18 protein-coding genes are annotated in these 21,378 nt (G+C 65.1%); 7 read left to right on the top strand and 11 right to left on the bottom strand.

Going from position 1 to position 21,378, the window contains the following annotated elements; genetic code table 11:
* The first annotated feature begins 50 nt into the window (after positions 1-50).
* Together DOM56_RS01810 and DOM56_RS01805 are read left to right on the top strand one after the other, a co-directional pair.
* Positions 51-1,628 carry an FMN-binding glutamate synthase family protein gene (locus tag DOM56_RS01810; RefSeq protein ID WP_110707226.1) on the top strand — a complete coding sequence of 526 codons (1,578 nt, stop codon included), beginning with the start codon at positions 51-53 and terminating at the stop codon, positions 1,626-1,628.
* Positions 1,629-1,692: 64 nt separating this feature from the next.
* Complete coding sequence (locus DOM56_RS01805) at positions 1,693-3,852, top strand: prolyl oligopeptidase family serine peptidase (protein WP_110707225.1); 2,160 nt, start codon at positions 1,693-1,695, stop codon at positions 3,850-3,852.
* A 38-nt stretch (positions 3,853-3,890) separates the two neighbouring features.
* Here DOM56_RS01805 and DOM56_RS01800 read toward each other — a convergent pair whose 3' ends face one another.
* From DOM56_RS01800 to DOM56_RS01785, 4 genes are read right to left on the bottom strand one after another with little or no spacing between them, the layout of a single operon-like run.
* A complete protein-coding gene (locus DOM56_RS01800; protein WP_110707224.1) occupies positions 3,891-4,823 on the bottom strand; it encodes an amidohydrolase family protein in 933 nt (310 codons plus the stop codon).
* Positions 4,824-4,833: 10 nt separating this feature from the next.
* Complete coding sequence (locus DOM56_RS01795) at positions 4,834-6,114, bottom strand: TRAP transporter large permease subunit (protein WP_110707223.1); 1,281 nt, start codon at positions 6,112-6,114, stop codon at positions 4,834-4,836.
* The gene (locus tag DOM56_RS01790) at positions 6,111-6,662 is read right to left on the bottom strand and encodes a TRAP transporter small permease (RefSeq protein WP_198655636.1); all 552 of its coding nucleotides are present in this window, start codon (positions 6,660-6,662) and stop codon (positions 6,111-6,113) included. Before DOM56_RS01790 ends, DOM56_RS01795 begins: the two co-directional genes overlap by 4 nt.
* A 59-nt stretch (positions 6,663-6,721) precedes the next feature.
* Complete coding sequence (locus tag DOM56_RS01785) at positions 6,722-7,732, bottom strand: TRAP transporter substrate-binding protein (protein WP_198655635.1); 1,011 nt, start codon at positions 7,730-7,732, stop codon at positions 6,722-6,724.
* 425 nt (positions 7,733-8,157) lie between these two features.
* Between DOM56_RS01785 and gshB the strand changes: the two genes are divergently transcribed.
* From gshB to DOM56_RS01765, 4 genes are all read left to right on the top strand, one after another.
* A complete protein-coding gene (gshB, locus tag DOM56_RS01780) occupies positions 8,158-9,123 on the top strand; it encodes a glutathione synthase (protein WP_110707221.1) in 966 nt (321 codons plus the stop codon).
* A gap of 138 nt (positions 9,124-9,261) precedes the next feature.
* Positions 9,262-9,819 (top strand): YqgE/AlgH family protein, encoded by a 558-nt coding sequence (locus DOM56_RS01775; RefSeq protein WP_110602123.1) that lies wholly within the window; start codon positions 9,262-9,264, stop codon positions 9,817-9,819.
* Complete coding sequence (ruvX, locus tag DOM56_RS01770; protein WP_110707220.1) at positions 9,819-10,289, top strand: Holliday junction resolvase RuvX; 471 nt, start codon at positions 9,819-9,821, stop codon at positions 10,287-10,289. Before DOM56_RS01775 ends, ruvX begins: the two co-directional genes overlap by 1 nt.
* Positions 10,290-10,312: 23 nt before the next feature.
* Entirely contained in the window at positions 10,313-10,864 is a 552-nt protein-coding gene (locus DOM56_RS01765; protein WP_110707219.1) for a cupin domain-containing protein, read from the top strand.
* 34 nt (positions 10,865-10,898) lie between these two features.
* Here the strand turns inward: DOM56_RS01765 and DOM56_RS01760 are convergent, their stop codons facing one another.
* From DOM56_RS01760 to DOM56_RS01750, 3 genes are all read right to left on the bottom strand, one after another.
* Positions 10,899-12,398: an aldehyde dehydrogenase gene (locus DOM56_RS01760; RefSeq protein WP_110707218.1), complete on the bottom strand. Its 1,500-nt coding sequence runs from the start codon at positions 12,396-12,398 to the stop codon at positions 10,899-10,901.
* The gene (locus DOM56_RS01755; RefSeq protein WP_110707217.1) at positions 12,395-13,798 is read right to left on the bottom strand and encodes an aspartate aminotransferase family protein; all 1,404 of its coding nucleotides are present in this window, start codon (positions 13,796-13,798) and stop codon (positions 12,395-12,397) included. Before DOM56_RS01755 ends, DOM56_RS01760 begins: the two co-directional genes overlap by 4 nt.
* Before the next feature lie 72 nt (positions 13,799-13,870).
* Positions 13,871-15,247 (bottom strand): glutamine synthetase family protein, encoded by a 1,377-nt coding sequence (locus DOM56_RS01750; RefSeq protein WP_110707216.1) that lies wholly within the window; start codon positions 15,245-15,247, stop codon positions 13,871-13,873.
* 244 nt (positions 15,248-15,491) lie between these two features.
* Between DOM56_RS01750 and DOM56_RS01745 the strand changes: the two genes are divergently transcribed.
* Positions 15,492-16,244: a gamma-glutamyl-gamma-aminobutyrate hydrolase family protein gene (locus tag DOM56_RS01745; protein WP_110707215.1), complete on the top strand. Its 753-nt coding sequence runs from the start codon at positions 15,492-15,494 to the stop codon at positions 16,242-16,244.
* 76 nt (positions 16,245-16,320) lie between these two features.
* On the opposite strand, the gene DOM56_RS01740 is transcribed toward DOM56_RS01745, so the two are convergent.
* From DOM56_RS01740 to DOM56_RS01725, 4 genes are all read right to left on the bottom strand, one after another.
* Complete coding sequence (locus DOM56_RS01740) at positions 16,321-17,631, bottom strand: FAD-binding oxidoreductase (RefSeq protein WP_110707214.1); 1,311 nt, start codon at positions 17,629-17,631, stop codon at positions 16,321-16,323.
* Between the two features lie 45 nt (positions 17,632-17,676).
* A complete protein-coding gene (locus DOM56_RS01735; protein WP_110707213.1) occupies positions 17,677-18,750 on the bottom strand; it encodes a spermidine/putrescine ABC transporter substrate-binding protein in 1,074 nt (357 codons plus the stop codon).
* Between the two features lie 44 nt (positions 18,751-18,794).
* Positions 18,795-20,174 (bottom strand): glutamine synthetase family protein, encoded by a 1,380-nt coding sequence (locus DOM56_RS01730; protein WP_110601957.1) that lies wholly within the window; start codon positions 20,172-20,174, stop codon positions 18,795-18,797.
* Between the two features lie 79 nt (positions 20,175-20,253).
* Positions 20,254-21,321, bottom strand: a complete 1,068-nt coding sequence (locus DOM56_RS01725; protein ID WP_110707212.1) for a spermidine/putrescine ABC transporter substrate-binding protein — start codon at positions 21,319-21,321, stop codon at positions 20,254-20,256.
* Positions 21,322-21,378 lie beyond the last annotated feature (57 nt).

The following is a 21,378-nucleotide window of genomic DNA, read 5'->3' as shown; positions in this document are numbered from 1 at the left end:
CAGGTGCGATCAACACTTGAAGGGTCACCCTCATCGTCGGACAGCCAACCATGTATCGCCAATGTTTTTATTTTCTGACGGCTGCGTTGATCGCGGCCACTCTCGTCATCGGCATTTTCTGGTCCCCGCTACTGTGGTTGCTGCTTCTCTGGATACCGCTGGCCCTCGTCGGCTGGCGGGATCTGCGCTCGCCGCACAACGTGCTCTACAACTACCCGCTGATCGGTCATCTGCGCTATATGCTCGAGTTCGTGCGCCCGGAGCTCCGTCAATATTTCTTCGAATCCGAGACCAGCGGCCGGCCGTTTTCGCGCGAGCAGCGCAACCTGATCAATGCGCGCGCCGACGGTACCGGGGATACCTCGCCGTTCGGCACCATCCGCGATGTCGATGCGCCCGGCTACAACCTCTCCTACCACTCCATCCAGCCCGGCAAGGTGCCGGATGAGGCGCGCTGGATCACCATTGGCGGGCCCCAATGTACCCGGCCCTATCGCTCGTCGCGGCTCAACATCTCGGCGATGAGTTTCGGCTCGCTCTCGGGCAACGCCATCGAGGCGATGAACCTGGGTGCCAAGCAGGGCGGCTTTGCCCACGACACTGGCGAGGGCGCGATCAGCCCCTATCACGAGAAGCATGGCGGCGATCTGATCTGGGAGCTGGGTACGGCCTACTTCGGCTGCCGCCACGACAATGGCCGCTTCGACGCCGAGACGTTCCGGGAGAAGGCGTGCCGGGACCAGGTCAAGATGGTGGAGATCAAGATATCCCAGGGTGCCAAGCCCTCTCATGGCGGGTTGCTGCCGGGGGCCAAGGTCAACCAGGAGATCGCCAGCACGCGCCAGATCGAGGCGGGGCAGGATTGCGCCTCCCCCTCTTCACACCCTGAATTTTCCACCCCGCGCGAACTGATGGCGTTCGTCGCGCGCCTGCGTGAACTCAGCGATGGCAGGCCCGTCGGCATCAAGCTCTGCCTGGGCAAGCGCAGCGAATTCCTGAGTATCTGCAAGGCGATGATCGAGACCGGCACGCTGGTCGATTTCATCGTCATCGATGGTGCCGAGGGCGGTACCGGGGCCGCGCCGCAGGAGTTCTCGGACAGTCTCGGCGTGTTCATCGACGACGCCGTGCCGTTCGTCGACAATGCCCTGCGCGGCGTCGGCCTGCGCGACAAGATCCGCCTCGTCGCCAGCGGCAAGGTGGCACTGGGCTACGACATGGTGGTCAAGACCGCGCTTGGCGCCGACATGTGCAACGCCGCGCGCCCGTTCATGTTCGCGGTCGGCTGCATCCAGGCCCGTCGCTGCCATACCAACAAGTGCCCGACCGGGGTGGCGACCCAGGACCCCAAGCGCTCCCGAGCGATCAACGTGCCGGAAAAGGCCGAGCGGGTGGCCCGCTATCATCAGGCCACGCTGGATGGTTTCGCCGCGCTCACCGGTGCCATGGGACTCTCGCACTTCGACGAGCTGACCCCGGACCACATTCGGCATCGCAGCGGTTACGCGCCGGCTCGCGGCTACAGCGATTTCGAAATGCCGGCGCTGGAGGCCGGCCAGTTGCTCGGCGACGACGTGCCCGAGGTGTGGCAGGCCGAATGGCGGGCCGCCGGCGTGGATCGGTTCTAAACTCGCCTTGCCGTCGACCGACGCATGCTAGGCTCGACGGCACCCTGATGGTCTGGAGAACGCCATGCTTCGCTTCCCCCCTTATCGTTATCGCTCGGCCGATCCGGATATCGCCGGTTCGCCGGGCGAGGATCCGTATCGCTGGCTGGAAGCGGTCGACAGCCCAGAGGCGCTGGCCTGGGTCGAGGCGCAGAACCGGCGGACGCTTGCACGCTTCGAGGACGCCGAGTTCGACGCCTTGCAGACGGGATTGCGTCAGATTCTCGACGCCGACGACCGGATTCCGTTCGTGGTCAAGCGCGGCGAGCACTACTACAACTTCTGGCAGGACGCCGAGCACCCGCGCGGCCTGTGGCGGCGCACCACGTGGGCGTCCTACCGCCAGTCACGGCCGGCGTGGGAAGTGCTGATCGACGTCGACGCGCTCAACGCGGCCGAGGGCGAGAACTGGGTCTGGCATGGCGCCAGTTGCCTGGAGCCGAAGACGCCGGACGCTCCCTGGGAGCGGGCGCTGGTATCACTCTCCCGCGGTGGCGCGGATGCCGACGTGACCCGCGAGTTCGACCTGATCGACAAGCGCTGGGTCGGGCACGACGGTCACGGCGAGGCCGGTTTCGAGCGCCCGGAGGCCAAGGGCGGCATGAGCTGGATCGATCGAGACACGGTGTTCGTCTACACCGATTTCGGTGCGGACTCCCTGACCAGCTCCGGCTACCCGCGCTGCGTCAAGCGCTGGCGGCGGGGCGAGCCACTGAGTGCTGCCGAAACGCTGTTCGAGGCGGACCGCCAGGACCTGATGGCGCTGGCGTTCCATGACAGCACCCGCGGCTTCGAGCGCGATTTCATCCATCACGCCCTGGCCTTCTACGAGCAGCGCCTGATCGAGCTCATGCCCGACGGCGAGACCTTCCCCATCGAGGTGCCGCTGTCGGCGCAGGCGGTGGTGCATCGTGAATGGCTGCTGGTGCATCTGCGCGACGACTGGCGACTCGAAGAGAACGACCGGAAGTTCCAAAGCGGCGCGCTGCTGGCGATCGACTACGACACCTTCAAGCGCGGTGGCCGGGATTTCACCACCCTGTTCACGCCGGATGCACACCGCTCGCTGGAAGGGTTCGAGTGGACGCGCCATTACCTGGTGCTGGATATCCTCGAGGACGTTAAGCACCGGCTGCAGGTGCTGACGCCGGGGCAGGGCGACGACTGGTCGCCGCGTCCGCTGGCCGGCTTGCCCGCCACCGGCGAGATCGGCGTCGCGGCGGTGGACGACGAAGAGAACGACGAGGTCTTTCTGATCGTCACCGACTATCTCACCCCGACATCGCTGTTGAAGATGGATCTGGCACGGACCCCGTCGGCTCGGCCGGAGAGCGACGCGGAAACGATCAAGCGCGCGCCGAGCTTCTTCGAGGCCGACGGCATGCAGGTGACGCAACGTTTCGCCACCAGCCTGGACGGCACGTCGATTCCCTATTTTCTGGTGCTGCCGGCGGATGTGGGGCGGGAGAGGCCCAATGCGCCCTTGCCGACGCTGCTCTACGGCTACGGCGGCTTCGAGATCTCGCTCACGCCGCACTACATCGCCGGGGCCGGGCGCAGCTGGCTTTCGCGCGGCGGCGCCTACGTGGTGGCCAATATCCGGGGCGGTGGCGAATATGGCCCGCGCTGGCATCGCGCCGCGCTCAAGGGCGAGCGCCACAAGGCCTTCGAGGATTTCGCCGCCGTCGCCGAAGATCTGGTGGCGACCGGCATCACCACGCCGCGTCAGCTGGGCATCCAGGGCGGTTCGAACGGGGGGCTGCTGGTCGGCAACATGATCACCCGCTATCCGGATCACTTCGCCGCCGCAGTGTGTGAAGTGCCGCTACTCGACATGCAGCGTTATCACCAGCTGCTGGCGGGCGCCTCGTGGATGGCCGAGTACGGCGATCCGGACAGCGACGACTGGGAGCGCTTCCTGAAGGACTACTCGCCCTATCACAACCTGCGCGAGGGTGTGGATTATCCTGCGGTGCTGTTCACCACCTCGACCCGCGACGACCGGGTCCACCCCGGCCACGCCCGCAAGATGATGGCGCGCATGGAAGCGATGAACGCAGGGGACGTCTTCTACTACGAGAACACCGAAGGCGGCCACGGCGGCGCGGCGGACAACGCCCAGCGGGCGAAGCTGAGCGCGCTGGCGTGGCGGTTTCTGTGGGCTCGACTGGGCAAGGCCGGATAGGGCGTTGTCGCAATCGACTGCCGCCATCGCGGCGGCAGTCAGCCCGCCATGGCCGGCGCCGGGAGCCGATACCAGCGGACAGCGTTGTCGTGGAGGATCGGCTGGCGGGCGTCCGCTGCGGCATCGGCGATGGCCTGCTCGATCATGGCGAGCCAGGTCGCATAGCTGGCATTGAGTCCGGTAACCGGAAAGTTGCTGGCGAAGAGACAGCGTCGGGGCCCGAAGATACCGATCGTTTCGGCGAGCAGGGCGATATTCTGGCGCTCGTCCCAGTCAGCCATGGGGCTTCCCAGCTCCGAGAGCTTGACCGCGACATTGGGGTTGGCCGCCAGCGCCTGCATCCCTTCGCGCCAGCTTGCCAGCCCCGGCTCGCTGCGATCCCAGGGCAGACCGGTATGGTTGAGAATCACCCGCAGGTTCGGGGTGGCTTCCAGAGCCCTGGCTGCATCCGCGAGATGCCAGGCCGGCACCCGCAGATCCCACGACAGGTCGCGCTCTTCCAGCATTCGCAGCCCGCGGGTCCAGCCGGCATCCTGCAATGAACCGGGCGCGCCGAGCGTATCGTCGTATCGATCGGGGCGCGCGGCCGTCACCGGTTTGGCGCGCACGCCACGAAACAGCGGCGAATCCATCTGACGATCGAGTTGCGTTTCGCAGGCCGGATCGGCGAAGGCCGCCCAACCCACCAGTGCCACCGGCAGCCCCTGCTGCTCGGAGAGCTGCGTCAGCCAACGGGTCTCCACCTCCGGCGTTTGGCGAGTCGATTCGGCCTCGCAGTGCACCGTGCCCGCCAGGTGATAGCCCGGGGGGATCAGCGCCCGGATGTCCGCCGGCAGGAACGGTTGGCGAATGGCGGCGTAATCACCGAGGAAGAAGTGGTCGTCGATCTCATCCTCGAGCCATGGGTAGTGCACGCTGCCATCCAGCGCCCAGAAGTGGTGATGGCTATCGATCAGGAGCTGTTCGCTCATGGGGATGACCTCAGCTTGCCAGCCAGTAGAGCGGCATGGTGATGATTTGCGGGAACGCCACGAACAGCAGCAGCAGTAAGACGTAGGCCGTGACGAAGGGCAGTACGCCCATGACCGCTTTCTCGAACTTGATCCGGCCCACGCTGGTGATGACGTTGAGCACGTTGCCCACCGGTGGCGTGATCAGGCCGATGGCGCAATTGAGTACGAACATGATGCCGAAGTAGACCGGGTCGATGCCGGCGATCTTGACGATCGGCATCAGGATCGGCGTCAGCACCAGGATCGTCGGCGTCAGGTCCATCACCATGCCGACGATCAACACGATGGCCATGATCGCCAGCATCAGCAGGCGGGGATGGTCGGCCAGCGGCGCCAGCAGACCGGCCACCATCATTGGCAGTTGGGCGATGCTGATCAGCCAGGAGGCGACACTGGCCGCCGCCACCAGGAACATCACCACGGCCGTGTTGCGCGCAGCCTGCGTCAGCACCTCATACAGCTCGGCGAGATTGAGCTCCCGGTAGATCAGGGTGGATACCAGCATGGCGTAGACGGCCGCGACCACGCCGGCCTCGGTGGGGGTGAAAATGCCGGTCTTGATACCGCCGATGATGATCACCGGCAGCAGGATCGCCCAGAAGCTCTGGCGCAACGCAGCCAGCCGCTCGGTACCGGACGCCTTCTCGGCGACCACCAGCGTTTCCTTGCGCGTGATGAACATCCACATCAGCACCAGGGTCGCGCCCATGATCAGCCCGGGTACGATGCCGGCCAGGAACAGCTTGCTGATCGAGATGCTACCGGCCACCCCGATGATGATCAGCGGAATGGAGGGCGGGATGATCGGGGCGATGATGCCTCCCGCCGCCATCAGCCCGGCCGATCGACCCTGGGGGTAGCCTGCCTGGCGCATCATCGGCAGCAGCATCGAACCCAGCGCCGCGGTATCGGCGACGGCCGAGCCGGACAGGCTGGCCATGACGATGGCAGCGAAGATGGCGACGAAGCCAAGCCCACCCTTGCGGTGCCCCACCAGGCTCATCGCCAGCAGCACGATGCGTTTCGACAGGCCGCCGCGCGACATCACCTCGCCGGCTACCAGGAAGAAGGGAATCGCCAGCAGCGTGTAGCTGTCGGCGCCGTTGATCAGGTTCTGGGCCAGGATCTGCGAATCGAACAGCCCCAGATGCAGCATCAGCACCACGGCGCTGACCAGCAGGGCGAAGGCGATCGGCAGGCTGAGCCCGATCGAGGCCAGCAGCGAGGCGAGAAACAGACCTATCGTCATGGTGCCATCTCCCGGCGGTCCGGCATCGACGTCAGCGGGGCCGGCAGCAGCAAACGCAGCGTCAGAATCAGCGACATCAGAACCCCGGCGACCAGCCCGGCCAGATAGAAGACACCCACGGGGATGCCGCTGATCGGGGAGAGATCGCTCCAATTGAGCAGTGTCTGGGCGTAGCTGCCCTTGACCAGCATCAGACAGCAGACCAGCATCACCAGCGTCACCAGCCGCCGCAGCACGGCCTGGGCCCTGCCCGGCAGGCGATCCGAGAACGTCGTCACGCTGAGATGCTCGTGTCGCATCAGGCCCACGACGGTGCCGAGAAAGATCACCCATACGAACAGGAATCGCGACAGCTCGACGCTGATCGAGATGCCGCTATTGAAGCCGTAGCGCAGCACGACGTTGGCGAACACCAGCGCGATCATTGCCACCAATGCCAGCACCATCACCAGGTTGAGCACCTTTTCGGTGAGGTGCGACAAGCGACATAGCGTGGTCTGGAGCGAGCCATGGGGCGTGCGGACACTCGCTTGTGCCGGTCTGGACATGATGGGCCTCTTCTCGCAATCGGTGGTCGATCGTGTTGGGCAGTTGCCGCGGCGCCGATCTATTCCGTGCCGGGCCTTGCCGCCTCGATGGCCTCGATCAGCTCGCTGCCGTACTGCTCGGCGAAGCTGGCCTGTACCGGTGCGGCGACGATATCCCGCATCGAATCGCGATCCGGCTCCTCGACGATCTGCATGCCCTGCTGCTCGAGAAACTCGAGGTCGCCGGTCAGGCGTCGGGCTAGCTCCTCGCGCTCGAACGTCGCCGAGTCGATGGCGGCCTGGACCAGTAGTTGCTGGTTTTCCGGACTCAAGCTCTCGAACTTGGCCTTGTTCATGACCAGGGGCGCCGCGGTATAGGCGTGCGCCGTGAGCGACAGGTAGTCCTGAACCTCATAGAAATTGGCCGAGCGGATCAGGCTGACCGGATTCTCCTGCCCATCCACCGTGCGGGTCTCCAGCGCCGTGAACAGCTCGGTGAACGGCATCGGTGTCGGGTTGGCGCCGAGGGCCTTGAAAGCGGCGATATGGGCCGGGTTTGGCGTGGTGCGCAGCGTCAGTCCCTTGATGTCGTCCGCGGTCTCCACCGGGTGTCGGGAGTTGGTCAGGTTGCGAAAGCCGATCTCCCAGAATGCCAGCCCCTTGAGGTCGTGGTCGCCGAGCCTGGCGAGCAGGGATTGGCCGATATCGCCATCCAGCACGGCATAGGCATGGGCGTAGTCGTCGAACAGAAACGGCAGGTCGAGTACGTTCAGCTCGCCGACCAGTCCGGTGTAGTAGGGGTTGCCGGTCAGTACGATATCGACCTGGCCGCCGCGGGCGCTGGCCACCAGGGCGGTGTCGCTGCCCAGCTGTCCGCTGGGGAAGACGCGAATCTGCAGGTCGCCACCGCTGCGCTCGTCGACGAGATCGGCAAAATGCTCCGCGGCGAGATGCTGGGCGTCCTCCACCGGATGGGTATGGGCGAAGTTGAGTGTCGTGGCGGCCTGGGCGCTGGCGAAGGGCACGAGCACCGTCGCAGCGGCCATCAGGGTAGCGAAAAGAGGGCGGGACGTTGGGTTCTGGACGGTCATGCAGGCGATCTCCGATTGAGGGCATCCAGCTGACGCGTCGACCCAGCGATCAACACGCCGTGGCACGGTGGAAAGGCGCCGTGCCTGAAGAGATCGCTTTCGAAACCGACGTGCGCTGTACCGAGACGCCCCTGGCGCCGGGCGATATCGGCCAGAGATGGCCCCTCGCGGCCGCCGATCCCTCGATGCTCTTCAAGACAGAGATTGCGCCCAATCGGGCAATGTATACATTATACGTTGGTCGCTTCGGCGCACCGGGGGCCTTAACCTTTAGTCCCGTCGGTTGCCGTCAGCGGCTATCGAATGCGTGGGGATCGGGCGCCGCGACAGATCGCCCGAACTTCGGTTTCCCCGCCCCCTACAGATGAGACGTGGGCTGCGTCATACTGCGACCCATTCAATCTCTCTTTGGGAAGATCTGATCGATGAGCCAGAAAACGGTGAAGCTTGGCGTGGTGATGGACCCCATCGCCGACATTACCTACAAGAAGGACACTACCCTGGCGCTGCTGTGGGCGGCGGAGGCGATGGGCTGGTCGCTCCACTATCTCGAGCAGGAGGATCTCTATCTCTACGAGGGACGCGCCATGGGCAGCGTGCGCCCGCTCAAGGTGTTCCGCGATCCTGCGCACTGGTTCGAGCTGGGCGAGCGGGAGGCGATGCCGCTGGGTGAGCTGGACGTGATCCTGATGCGCAAGGACCCGCCGGTGGATGGCCACTTCCTCAACGCCGTGCACCTGCTGGCGTTCGCCGAGCGTGAGGGTACCCTGGTGGTCAACCCGACCCGGGCGCTGTTCGAGTGCAACGAAAAGCTGTTCGCCCAGCAGTTCGCCCACTGTATCCCGCCGACGGTGGTCTCCTGTCGCGACGCGGTGCTGCGGGCCTTCCAGGCCGAGCATGGCGATACCATCTTCAAGCCGCTGGATGGCATGGGCGGCACCGGCATTTTCCATATCGGCCCGGAGGGGCGAAATCTCGGCGCGGTGATCGAGCAGCTCACCGAGCGCGGCCAGCGTCAGATCATGGCCCAGCGCTATCTGCCGGAGATCAAGGATGGCGACACCCGCATTCTGCTGGTCGACGGCGAGCCGGTGCCCTACGGGCTGGCGCGCATCCCCAGCGCCGGCGAGACTCGCGGCAACCTGGCCGCCGGTGGCCGCGGTGTCTCCCGGGAGCTGACCGATCGCGACTACTGGCTGGTCGAGCAGGTGCAGCCGATGATTCGCGAAAAGGGGCTGCTGTTCGTCGGCCTCGACGTGATCGGCGACTACATCACCGAGATCAACGTCACCAGCCCCACCTGCGTGCGCGAGATCGACGACCAGCGCGGCACCGACATCGCCGCGCAGTTGATGGCCGCGATCGCCAGACGGCTGGACGCCCAGGGCTGATCCAGCCCGACGGGGCAGAGATGTTACAATAAGCCCATTTCCTCTATGACCGGCGCTCGCGGCTCGAGCGCCGGATCGCTGCACGATGTCCGATGGAGTCCTATGCCAACGACCAGGCCAACATCCATGCCCACGCCGATGCAGAGCCTCAAGAACTACTTCCTGATGGCGATGCCGCATCTGGAAGACCCCAACTTTGCCGGGACGCTGACCTATCTCTGCGACCATGACGACGACGGCACCCTGGGGGTGATCGTCAATCGGCCCTCCGAACTGACTCTGGACGGGCTGTTCGAACAGCTCGATATCGAATCCGAGCCCGGCCCGCACAACGACGTGCTGGTCTACAACGGCGGGCCGACCTACCGCGATCGCGGTTTCATCCTGCATCGTGGCAATGCAAGCGACTGGGACTCCAGTATCCAGGTCGCCGACGGCCTGGCGTTGACCACGTCGATGGACATGCTGCAGGCGATCGCCCAGCGGCGGGGCCCGGAGCAGTATCTGGTCACGCTGGGCTGCGCGGGGTGGAAATCCGGCCAGCTCGAGGACGAACTCAAGCAGAACACCTGGCTGATCGCCGAGGGTGACGCCGCGATCCTGTTCGATCGCCCGCCTGAGCAGCGCCTGGGCGCCGCCGCCGGCATCCTCGGCGTCGATCTCAACCTGATGACCCGCGACGCCGGACACGCCTGATGGCATCGGCAACCGGTGACCGGGTCGGTCAGCGCCTGGTGATGGCATTCGACTACGGCACCCGGCGGATCGGCGTCTCGGTCGGCAACGAGATGCTGCGCTCCGCCAGTGGTCTGGAGCCGTTGCCCGCCCGCGACGGCATCCCCGACTGGGTCGTCGTCGAGAAGCTCTTGAAGGAGTGGCAGCCGGATCTGCTGGTGGTCGGGCTGCCGATCCACGACGACGGCAGCGAATCCGACATGAGCGTGCGGGCGCGCAAGTTCGGCAATCGGCTGCATGGCCGTTTCGGCAAGCCGGTGGAGATGTTCGACGAGCGCGGCACCACCCGCGCCGCCAAGCAGATCGCCCGGGAGCAGGGCCACAAGGGCAACTACCGTGATCGTGGCGTCGACGGCATCGCCGCCCAGTTGATTCTGGAGAACTGGTTCAACCGCGAGTCGCTCCCGTCCGCGCCCCCCGACGTAAGCTGACCATCGCTTGAGGAAGAGAACGGATGTCTGATGATGTCGGCGCCCGCCTGCGAGCTCTGAGAACCTTTCGCGGCATCTCCCAGCGCGAGCTGGCCAAGCGCTGTGGCGTGACGCACTCCAGCCTGTCGCTGATCGAGCAGGGCAAGGTCAGTCCTTCCGTCAGCTCGCTGAAGAAGATCCTCGACGCCATTCCGATGAGCGTGGGGGATTTCTTCACCATGGATCTGGAGAATCGGAACCAGGTCTTCTTCGGTGCCGACGAGTTGACCGACGTTGGCACCGGAGACGTGATCTACAAGCTGGTGGGAGCCAACCGGGAGTCGCGGGCGTTGTCGTTCATGGTCGAGACCTATCCGGCCGGCAGCGATACCGGGCGCGAGATGATCGCCCATCAGGGCGAGGAAGCCGGGGTCGTGCTCGAGGGGGAAATCGAGATCACGATCGGTGCCCAGACGCGGACACTGGCGCCGGGCGAGGCTTACTACTTCAATACCAACATCCCGCACCGCTTCCGCAACCCCGGCAAGTCGGCCTGCCGGCTCGTCAGCTGCGCCACTCCCGCCAAGACGTTCTGACCCCCCGCGGCGATCTGCCAAGCGCGATCCCGGCTCACGACGAAAGCGACATCCACACACTCTTGAGCTCGGAGTACTCTTCCAGCGAGTGGTGCGACTTGTCGCGGCCGTTGCCGGACTGCTTGACGCCGCCGAAGGGCACGGTCTGGTCGCCGCCGGCCCAGTTGTTGACGAAGACCTGGCCAGACTGGAGGCGCCGTGTGACCCGCATGATGCGGTCGATGTCCTGGCTCCAGAAGCCGGCCGCCAGCCCGTAGTCGCTGTCGTTGGCCATCGCGATCGCTTGCTCCTCCGTGTCGAAGCCGAATACCGACAGCACCGGACCGAAGATCTCCTCCCGGCCGATGACCATGTCGTCGGTGACGCCGTCGAAGACGGTTGGGCCGATGAAAAGGCCGGGCCCAGCTTGTGGCTTGCCGCCCATGCGCAGCCGCGCCCCTTCTGCCACGCCCTGGCGGATATAGTCCAGCACCCGTTCGTACTGGGTGCGGTCGACGATAGCGCCCATGAAGCTGGCGGGGTCCAGCGGATCGCCCGGTTGCATCGATTCGGCGGCGGCGAGCAGCCTGTCGATGAAGGCCTCGCGCACGCTGTTTTCCACCAGCAGACGGGACCCTGCGATGCAGACCTCACCCTGGTTGTAGAAGATCGCCTCGGCGGCGTGGCGGGCCACGCTGTCCAGGTCCTTGCAGTCGGCGAAGACGATATTCGGGCTCTTGCCGCCACACTCCAGGTACACCCGCTTCAGGTTGGACTGCCCGGCGTACTGCAGCAGCTGCTTGCCGACGCCCGTCGAGCCGGTGAAGGCGAGGCAGTTGACCTCCATGGACAGCGCCAAGGCCTTGCCGACCGTGTGGCCGAACCCCGGCAGTACCTGGAAAACGCCGCTCGGCAGGCCCGCCTCCCGCGCCAGCGAGGCCAGGTACAGCGCGGAGAGAGGCGACTTCTCGGAGGGCTTGAGGATGACGCTGTTGCCCGCGGCGAGCGCCGGACCGATCTTCCAGGCCGTCATCATCAGGGGAAAATTCCACGGCACGATGGCGGCGACGACGCCCAGCGGTTCGCGCAGCACCAGCGCGAGGGTATCGTCGCCGGTCGGCGCCACCTCGCCGTAGAGCTTGTCGATCGACTCGGCCTGGTGGCGAATGCAGCCGATGGCGCCGCTGACATCGCTCTGGGCGCTGCTGATCGGCTTGCCCATGTCCAGCGTGTCGAGCAGGGCCAGCGTATCTCGATGGTGCTCCATCAGCCCGGCCAGGCGTAGCAGCGCGTGCTTGCGTGCGGTGGGCGCCAGCCGTGCCCAGCTACCGCGGGTGAATGCCGCGCGGGCCACGGTCACGGCCTTGTCGGCATCGGCGGCGTCGCAGCTCGCCACCTTGGCCAGGATTTCCCCCGTCGCGGGATTGATCGTGGCGAAGGTCTCGCCGCTCTCGGCCGTGACGAACTCATCGTCGATGAAGGCGCGTGTCTCGAGATTGGCGGTAAGGGCGGCGGCCTTGGCCTGCCAGTCGGCCAACGTTGGCGTCGGGCTCATGTGGGTGTCTCCTTCGTTGCCGTGATGGTGGCCCCTCGGGCCTGCAGCCGGCGTGCCGTCTCGTCCAGCGCGGCCGTCGCCAGCGCGATCAGTTCGTCGATCTGGGCCTCGGTGATGACCAGCGGCGGAGAGATGATCATCGTGTCACCCACCGAGCGCATCACCAGCCCGAACTCGAAGCAGATCTCGCGACAGGTTTCGCCCGCCTTGAGGGCCTTGTCGAAACGCGTACCGGCCGCCTTGTCGGCGACGATCTCGAGCGCGCCGATCAGCCCCAGGGAGCGGGCCTCGCCGATGAGCGGATGCCGCTCGAGCGCCTTCCAGTACTTCGCCAGATACGGCCCTGTCACTCGGCGCACCTGTTCGACGACGCCTTCGGCCGCCATCAACCTGAGGTTTTCCAGCGCAACGGCGGCGCAGGTAGGGTGCCCGGAATAGGTGAAGCCGTGGTGGAATTCTCCGCCATCGTCGATCAGTGTCCGGGCGACCCGATCGCCGACCAGCACGCCGCCGATCGGCAAGTAGCCGGACGACAGGCCCTTGGCGACCGACATCAGGTCCGGCGCGAGATCGTAGTGAACGCTGCCGAACCATTCGCCCAGGCGACCGAAGCCGCAGATGACTTCGTCGACGACCAGCAGGATGTCGTGGCGCGACAGCACCTCCTTGATCGCCGGCCAGTAGCTCTCCGGCGGGATGATTGCGCCGCCCGCGCCCTGCACTGGTTCGGCGATGAAGGCCGCGACCTTGTCCGGCCCCAGCGCCTGGATGCGCGCTTCCAGTGCGTCGGCACAGACCTTGCCGAACGCCTCTGGCGACATGTCCCGCCCTTCATCGAACCAGTAAGGCTGACGGATGTGGGTGATGCCCGGTACGCAGGGCCCGCCCTGGGCCTGCATCGGCGCCATGCCGCCCAGGCTCATGCCGGCCACCGTCGAGCCGTGATAAGCGTTGTCGCGGCTGATGATCCACTGCTTTTCGGGCTGACCCTCGAGCGCCCAGTAGCGGCGCACCATGCGCAATGCCGTGTCATTGGCTTCGGACCCGGAGCCGGTGAAGAACACGCGGTTGATATGAGCCGGCGCCAGGCCGCAGAGGGTCTCGGCCAGCTCGGCCGCTGGTGGGTTCGTGGTCTTGAAGAAGCTGTTGTAGTAGGGCAACTGCTGCAACTGGCGACTCGCGGCATCGACCAGTTCCCGACGGCCGTAGCCCAGGTTGACGCACCACAGTCCCGCCATCGCGTCCAGGAACCGCCGGCCTCCGTCGTCCTCGATGTAGATGCCGTCGGCGGCGGTAATGAGTCGACTGCCTTCGTCACCCAGCGCCTTGAAGTCGGTGAAGGGGTGCAGGTAGTGATCGCGGTCGAGCGCTTTGAGTCCTGCGGCGTCTGACGGTGTCATGGCGTACTCCTCTGGAGCGGGCGTACCCGATGTGGTGGCTCCGGCAATGTCCTCCTGGTGTCGCTCCAGGGATCAGACGTGGCGCAGATACCAGTCGTACTCGAGCCGGCTGACCACTTGCATGGCGGATGCCCGTTCGGCACGGCGGTTCGCCAGGAACACGTTCAGGAACTCCTGACCGAGCGCCTCGTTCAGCACCTCGGATTGCTCGAGCAGCTCCAGCGCTCGAGACCAGCTGTTGGTCAGTACCGGGTCGAACTGCTCGTAGGCGTTGCCGGTGACGACCTCCTCGGGGGGGATCCGGTGGGTGATGCCGTGGATGATCGAGGCGAGCAGGGTGGCCAACAGCAGGTAGGGGTTGGCATCGGCACCGCCGACACGGTGCTCGATCCGCCGCGCGGCATTTGGCCCGGAGGGAATGCGCAGGGCCACGGAGCGGTTGTCGAAGCCCCAGGTCGGTGCCATGGGAACGTAGAGCCCCGGCTGAAACCGGCGGAAGGAGTTGAGATTCGGGGCCATCAGGGCGACCGATTCCGGCATCAGTCTGAGCAGGCCGCCGATGGCGTGGCGCAGCGTTTCGGTACCCAGCGGGTTCTCGTCATCGGCGGCAAAGACATTGCGACCGTGGGCATCGAGCAGGCTGATGTGGACATGCATGCCGTTGCCGGCTTCCTCGTCGTAGGGTTTGGCCATGAACGTCGCTTCGAAGCCATGGTTGACGGCGACGCCCTTGATCAGGCGCTTGAGCAGCACCGCGCTGTCGCATGCCTTGAGTACGTCGCTGCCGTGCAGCAGGTTGATCTCGAACTGGCCCGGGGCGCACTCCTTCAGCGCTGTGTCCAGCGGCAGGTTCTGGGTCGCGGCCGCGGCCTGGATGTCGCCCAGGAACGCGGCGTACTCGTCGAGCTCCGAAATCGAATACACCTGGCTGGTGGTGGCGCGTTCGCCGGTCTCGGGCGAGCGGGGCGGCTGCACTCTGCCCAGCTCGTCCCGCGTGCGATCGACGATATAGAACTCGAGTTCCAGCGCGACGGCGGCGGTGAACCCCATCGTCGCCAGGCGCTGTACCTGTCGGGCCAGGACGTTGCGCGGGTCGGCGAAGAAGGGGCCATCATGCTCGTTGCGCATGGTCATCAGCAGTTGCCCCTGGCAGCCCTCCCGCAGCCAGGGTGTCGGCATCAGGGTGCCGGGAATCGGGCGGCAGACCTGGTCGCAGTCGCCGATGTCCAGGCCAAGGCCCGTCGCTTCGATCGTGTTACCGGTGATGTCCAGCGCGAAGACCGAGCCGGGGAGATTGATACCGTTGACGTAGGCCTTTTCGAGATTTTCCCGGGGAATCCGCTTGCCGCGAAACACCCCATTGAGGTCGCTCAGCAAGAGATCGATGCTATCGATAGCGGGGTTGCGCGCCAGGAAGTCACGAGCCTCGTCGACGGGAAGGGAGGACATGATGTCACCTGAGATCGTTTGTTATGGTCGTTGATAGTGTTTCTTTCGCCCGGTATTGTTGTCAAATTATTTACGTTTCATTCGTTTTTTCTTCGGCTGAAAATTGGCGATATGTATTATTTAAATTATTGATATTTATATATTTAGTAGGATTCAACTTGTTCCCCGTGATCGATGCTTGGCAAGAAAAATAGACATCGCCTGTTGATGAAAACATAACGAATTCCGGTTTCGAGGAGGCATCATGCAGAAGCGTCCCCTGGTGGGTGTCATTGCCTGCCGCCGTGAGGTGGAAGGCCACCCTGCCCACATGGTCACCGACAAATATCTCAGCGCGCTGCGGGCGTATGGGCTGGAGCCGGTCATCCTGCCGGTCTGGCGCGACAGCGATGCCGACGCTGCCAACGCGCTGCTGGATCGTCTCGACGGCCTGATGCTGACCGGTAGCTACACCAACGTGCTGCCGAGTCGGTACCATGCGGCACGGGCGCCTGAAAACACGCGGGACGACCTGGATCGCGATCACGCCGCCATGCTGTGGGTGCCGTTGGCACTGGAGCGCCGGCTGCCGCTACTGGGGATCTGCCGCGGCTTCCAAGAGTTCAACGTGGCCCTTGGCGGGACGCTGCATCAGGCCGTCCAGCGTGTGCCCGGCCTCATGGATCACCGCGAGCCGGAAGGGTCGAAGGCCCAGCAGTATGCGCCGAGCCACGAGGTCGAGATCCGGCCCGGCGGCCGCCTGGCCAGCCTCTATGGCGAGTGCCGGAAAGGGCTGAAGGCACGGGTGAACTCGCTGCATCAGCAAGGTATAGACCGGTTGGCGGAGGGCCTGTTCGTGGAGGCGGTGGCACCGGATGGTCTGGTCGAGGCGGTTTCGCTGCCGGAAGCGCCTGGCTTTACCCTGGCGGTGCAGTGGCACCCCGAGTGGGAACCCGGGAACAATGCGCTCTACGACGCGATCTTCCAAGGGTTTGCCCGCGCCTGTCAGCCGCAATGACGGACGCCGCCAGCGCTCGCCCGAACATGGACGGTAATCCCTGCGCGCTCCCGGCGGCATCGGGATGTCGAGCCACCTAGATGCCGAGTCGGTCGCGCGCCTCGTAATACCAGGCTCCCAATGCCGAGAGCGGCACGCGCAGCATCCGGCCGCCGGGAAAGGGCTGGTGCGGCAGCCCGGCGAAGGCGTCGAATCGATCGTCGCGCCCCGTCATCACTTCGCTGATCAGGCGCCCGGCAAGATGCGTGCAGGTCACGCCGTGGCCGGAGTAGCCCTGGGCGTAGTAGACGTTGTCGTTGATCACGCCGAACTGCGGCAGGCGATTCAGCGTCATCAGGAAGTTGCCGCTCCAGGCGTAGTCCACCTTGACGTCTTTCAACTGCGGAAACGTCTTGAGCATCTTGGGGCGAATCACCGCCTCGATATCCGCCGGCCCCTCGCTGCCGTAGTTGACGCCACCGCCGTACAGCAGCCGGTTGTCGCGAGTCAGCCGGTAGTAGTCGAGCAGGTAGTTGCAGTCCTCCACCGCCATGCCGTTGGGCAGCAGGCGCCGGGCAAGCTCGTCCCCGAGGGGTTCGGTGGTGATGATCTGCGTCCCGCAGGGCATGGACTTTCGCTCGAGCTCCGGCATGACTCCGTGCAGATAGGCGTTGCCGGCCATGACGACGCGGTCGGCCCTGACGGTGCCATCAGCGGTCTTCACCGTGACCGGAGCGCCGTGCTCGAGAGTGACGACCGGGCTCTGCTCGTAAACCACGCCACCCCTCGATTCCAGGGCGGCAGCCTGGCCCAGCGCCAGGTTCAGCGGATGGAGGTGGCCGCCGGAGTGATCGATCAGCACGCCGGTGTAGCGGTTGCTGCCGACCTCACGCTGGTAGGCGTCGCCTTCCAGCAGTTCCAGGCTGTCGTTGCCGTAACGCTGCCACAGGGTCTGGTGGTGCCTGAGGGCCTCGAGCTGCTTGGCGTTGCAGGCGGCGAACAGGTTGCCGTCGCGGAGGTCGCACTCGATGCCGTAGGTCGCGATTCGCTCGCGGATTATCCGGTTGCCCTCGAAGGCCATGTCGCCCAGCGCCCGGCCGGTTGTCTGGCCGTATTTCGATTCGATCACGTCGATGTCGCGGCTGTAGCTGTTGACGATCTGGCCGCCGTTGCGTCCCGAGGCGCCATAGCCGACGCGCGCGGCTTCTAGCACGATCACCTTCAGACCCTTCTCGGCCAGATGCAGCGCCGATGACAGCCCGGTGAAGCCGGCCCCCACCACGCACACGTCGCAGCTGACGTCGGCCGACAGTGCCGGTCGCGCCGGCGCGGCGTTGGCCGAGGCCGCGTACCAGGAGGCGGTGTGCTCGAGCTGTGACGGGCGCTTTGCGTCGGAAGGCGCGGACATCCTGGACTCCATGAATGAAAGGACGATTGGGAGGATAAAGGCCGATCAGCGAGATCGGGCTTCCGACCACAACTGCTGCAGCAGCTGCAACTGCTCGCCGTCGACGGCGGGCGTCAGCGACAGCCGTGAGCGGGTGTCGGCATCGGGCATCACCGGCGGCTCGCGAAGCTCGGCGGACAGCATCGGTTGCGCCGCTGCGTTGGGCGAGGTGTACAGGTTGTAGTTGGAGAGCCGGGCCGCGACCTCGGGGCGCAGCAGGTATTCGATGAAACGGCGTGCGTTGTCCGGATGCGGTGCCCGGCCCGGGATGGCCATCACGTCCACCCAGCGCTGCGAGCCTTCTCTGGGCACGAAAAAGCCGATGTTGCCGTAGAGCTCCGGGTCTTCGCTCTGCTTGCCGGCCAGGTCGCCGTTGTAGGCAATGCCGGCGTGGATCACGCCGCTGGCGATCTGCTCGATGGTCGCGGTGGCGTCGACGAAGCCGACGAAATTGTCTCGCTCACGGGTGGCAACCAGCAGCTTGGCGGCCTCGACCCAAGGAGCCTGGCCGACGCAGTCGAACCCTTCGCCAAGGTAGGCGCAGAGGGTCGAGAAGGTGAACTGGGCATCGCCCTTGAGTAGCGCAAAGGGGTAGTCGGCGTTGACGGCGGGATCGTACAGCAGTCCCCAGCTAGGGTCCGGGTCGGGGAAGGTGTCTGTGTTGTAGACGATGCCGGTCACCCCCCACTGATAGGGCACGGTGTAGGTGCCATCCGGATCGTAGGCGGGCTGCTGGAAGTCCGCCATGATGTTGTCGATGCCCTCGAGTGATTGGCCGTCAGGGGCGAGCGGCTGAATGACCTTCGCCCCGATGAGGCGCGGCACGAAGTAGTCCGAGGGGATGACGATATCGTACTGGGCATCGCCGCCGGCGTTCAGCTTGGCCAGCATCTCGGCGTTGGAGTTGTAGTAGTTCTGAACCACGTCGATGCCGGTTTCGGCCTCGAAGTCGGCGATGATCTCGGGGTCCATGTAGTCGGTCCAGTTGAACAGGTTCAACTGTCTTTCCTGATCGTCGGCCACGGCGCCGCTGCTCGCCAGCGCCGTCATCGACAAGACCGCCCATTGCGTCAATTTCATCATCGTTCCCCCGCTTCGCTGTTTATTGGCCTTCTTGTTGGACTTCAAACCCGCAGCAGCAAATGCTCGCGCTCCCACGAGCTGATCACGCGGAAGTAGGCGCGGTGTTCGGCGCGTTTGACCGCGAGATAGCTGTTGGTGAAGCGTTCGCCGAGAATGTCGGCCAGTTCGGGACATTCCCGCAGCCGATCCAGTGCCGGGCCGATGTCGTCCGGCAGCTTGCTGCCACTGGACCAGGCCGAACCGACCATCGGCGGACGGGGTTCCAGCTGGCCGACCATGCCGAGATAGCCGCAGGCCAGCGAGGCCGCCAGCACCAGATAGGGGTTGGCGTCGGCGCCGCCGAGGCGGTTTTCGACCCGGGTGGCGGCGGGCGAGGAGACCGGCACGCGCAAGCCCACGGTGCGGTTGTCCATCCCCCAGTCGACGTTGACCGGCGCGGAACCACTCGCCTCGTGGCGCATCAGTCGGCGGTAAGAGTTGACGTTGGGGGCCAGCAGCGGCATCGCTGCGGGCAGATAGTGCTGCAAGCCGCCGATGAAATGATGAAACAGAGGGCTGGTGGGGTTGTCCCCGATCCCGCTGAGGCCAGAGGCGAACAGGTTGTTGCCCTTGGCGTCGACCAGGCTCTGGTGAATGTGCATGGAGCTACCCGGCTCGTTGGCCATCGGCTTGGCCATGAAGGTGGCGTACATGCCGTGGCGCAGCGCGGTTTCTCGCAGCACACGCTTGAACATGACCACCTGATCGGCCAGCGCCAGCGGATTGCCGTGCTGGAAGTTGACCTCCATCTGGCCGGCACCCTCCTCGTGGATCAGCGTGTCCAGGTCGAGGTGCATCGCCTCGCAGTAGTCGTACATCTCCTCGAACAGGGGATCGAATTCGTTGACCGCGTCGATGGAGAACGACTGGCGGCTGCTCTCCTGGCGTCCGGTACGGCCGATCGGCGGCTCCAGCGGGTAGTCGGAATCGGTGTTGGTCTTGACCAGGTAGAACTCGACCTCAGGGGCGACCACCGGGCGCCAGCCGCGCTGTTCGTAGAGCTCCAGGACGCGCTTGAGCACGTGACGGGGCGAGAGATCGACCGGCTCGCCAGTGAGGTAGTAGCAGTCGTGAATGATCTGCGCGGTGGGGTCTTCGGCCCAGGGTACCAGGAAGGCGGCATCGGGATCGGGCACCAGCTCCATGTCCCGCTCGGCGGGATTCCAGAAGCGGATATCCTCGTCGTCGGGATAACCGCCGGTGACGGTCTGGATGAAGATCGAGTCCGGCAATCGTGGCAGCCCGCCATCGAGGTACTTGCTGGCGGGCATGATCTTGCCCTTGAGGATGCCGGTGAGATCGGTAACCAGACATTCGACTTCGGTGATGCCGTGCTGTTGGAACCAGTCTTTGAGCGCTGGTGTTTCCTGACGGTGACCCATGTGAGCGTTCCGTGTGGTGATGGGTTGCCCGGACGCGGCCAGCGGCCGTGCCGGGCAGTGAGATGGGGGAGCGGCGGCGCTACCGAGCCTGCACTTCCGACCACAGTTGCTGGAAGGTCTGCAGTTTTTCGCCCTCCAGGCTCGGGGTGAAACGCAGCACTTTCATCTCTTCGTCGGTGGGCTGGGCCGGCGGCTGCCTCAGAGCCGCTTCCAGATAGGGCTCGGCGGCGGCGTTGGGGCTGGCATAGAAATTGTAGTTGGAGAGCTGGGCACCGATCTTGGCGTCGAGAATGAAGTTGATGAACTTGTAGGCCAGATCCGGGTGGGGGGCCTGGGACGGAATCATCATCGAGTCGACCCACATTTCGGCGCCTTCCTCGGGGATCATGAAGTCGAGGTGCGCGAAGGTCTCCGGATCCTCGCTCTTGTACAGCAGATAGTCGCCGTTATAGGACATGCCGACATGGGTCACGCCGCGCGCGAGCTGCTGCAGTGCGGGGGTGCCGTCGGAGAAGCCGGAGAAGTTGTCGCGATGCTTGGTCTCGATCATCAGCTTGGCGGCGTCGCGCCAGCTGTCGAGGTCATCGCAGTCGTAGGGTTTGCCCAGCGCCGCGCAGGCGGCGCCCATGGCGACCTGGCCGTCGCCCATGATCGCGAAGGGGTAGTCGGGGTTGACCTTGGGATCGAACATCAGCGACCAGCTGCGGGGCGCGTCCGGGAAGGTATCGGTGTTGTAGATGATCCCGGTCGTGCCCCACTGGTACGGCGCCGAATAGGCGGAACCCGGGTCGAAACTCGGATCCTGGAACTGCGCCTTCACATTGGTGAAATTGGGGATCCTGGAGTGATCGAGCTTCTGGACCAGGCCGGTCTGGATCAAGCGCGGCACGTAGTAGTTCGAGGGCACGATGATGTCGTACTGGGAGGCACCGCCGGCATTGAGCTTGGCGAACATCTCCGGCAGCGAGTTGTAGTAGTTCTGCACCACCTCGACGTCGTATTTCTGCTCGAACGCCGTGATGATCTCCGGGTCCATGTACTCGGTCCAGTTGAACAGGTAGAGCTTGTCGTCCGCGGCCTGGGCCTGGCTGACGAGCAGCAGGCTGCAGAAGGCGGCAGCGATGGCACTGGTGACGGGCTTTGACATCGGTTCTTCTCCTTGTTGTTCGACGGCTTTTCTTGACAGTTTTCCGAGCGGGCCCGG

Origin of the sequence: Salinicola sp. CR57 (genome assembly GCF_003206585.1) — a bacterium.
GTDB classification, from domain to species: domain Bacteria; phylum Pseudomonadota; class Gammaproteobacteria; order Pseudomonadales; family Halomonadaceae; genus Salinicola; species Salinicola lusitanus.
This window is presented reverse-complemented; position numbering and strand designations above follow the sequence as displayed.